The organism is Bradyrhizobium algeriense (genome assembly GCF_003062295.1).
Taxonomy (GTDB): Bacteria; Pseudomonadota; Alphaproteobacteria; order Rhizobiales; family Xanthobacteraceae; genus Bradyrhizobium; species Bradyrhizobium algeriense.
On record NZ_PYCN01000316.1, the window covers coordinates 1 to 277 of the forward strand.

Annotated in this window: 1 pseudogene; it reads right to left on the minus strand. The window is 61.0% G+C overall.

Annotated elements, in window-relative coordinates:
* Positions 1 to 132 (minus strand): annotated as a pseudogene (locus C7G61_RS43645) (IS481 family transposase); the annotation flags it as partial.
* Positions 133 to 277 lie beyond the last annotated feature (145 nt).

The following is a 277-nucleotide window of genomic DNA, read 5'->3' on the forward strand; positions in this document are numbered from 1 at the left end:
TTCGATCGCCAGCGCCACCACTGCCGCTTCGATCTCAGGCGCGACACGGTTCTTGAGGATCGGCTTCTTCCGGCTGATCTCGGCAAGCGCCAGCTCGCCGCCTTTGTCGTACAGTTCCTTGAACCGGCTGGTATGTTCACGATTACATATCAGCCGCTACTGTGAGCTCTATGGCGCCTGGGCGGCGCGGCTGTCGCCGACTATGCGACAGAGCCACGTCGCTGGCGAGCGCATGTTCGTTGATTACGCCGGCACGACGCTTGAGGTGATGGATGGT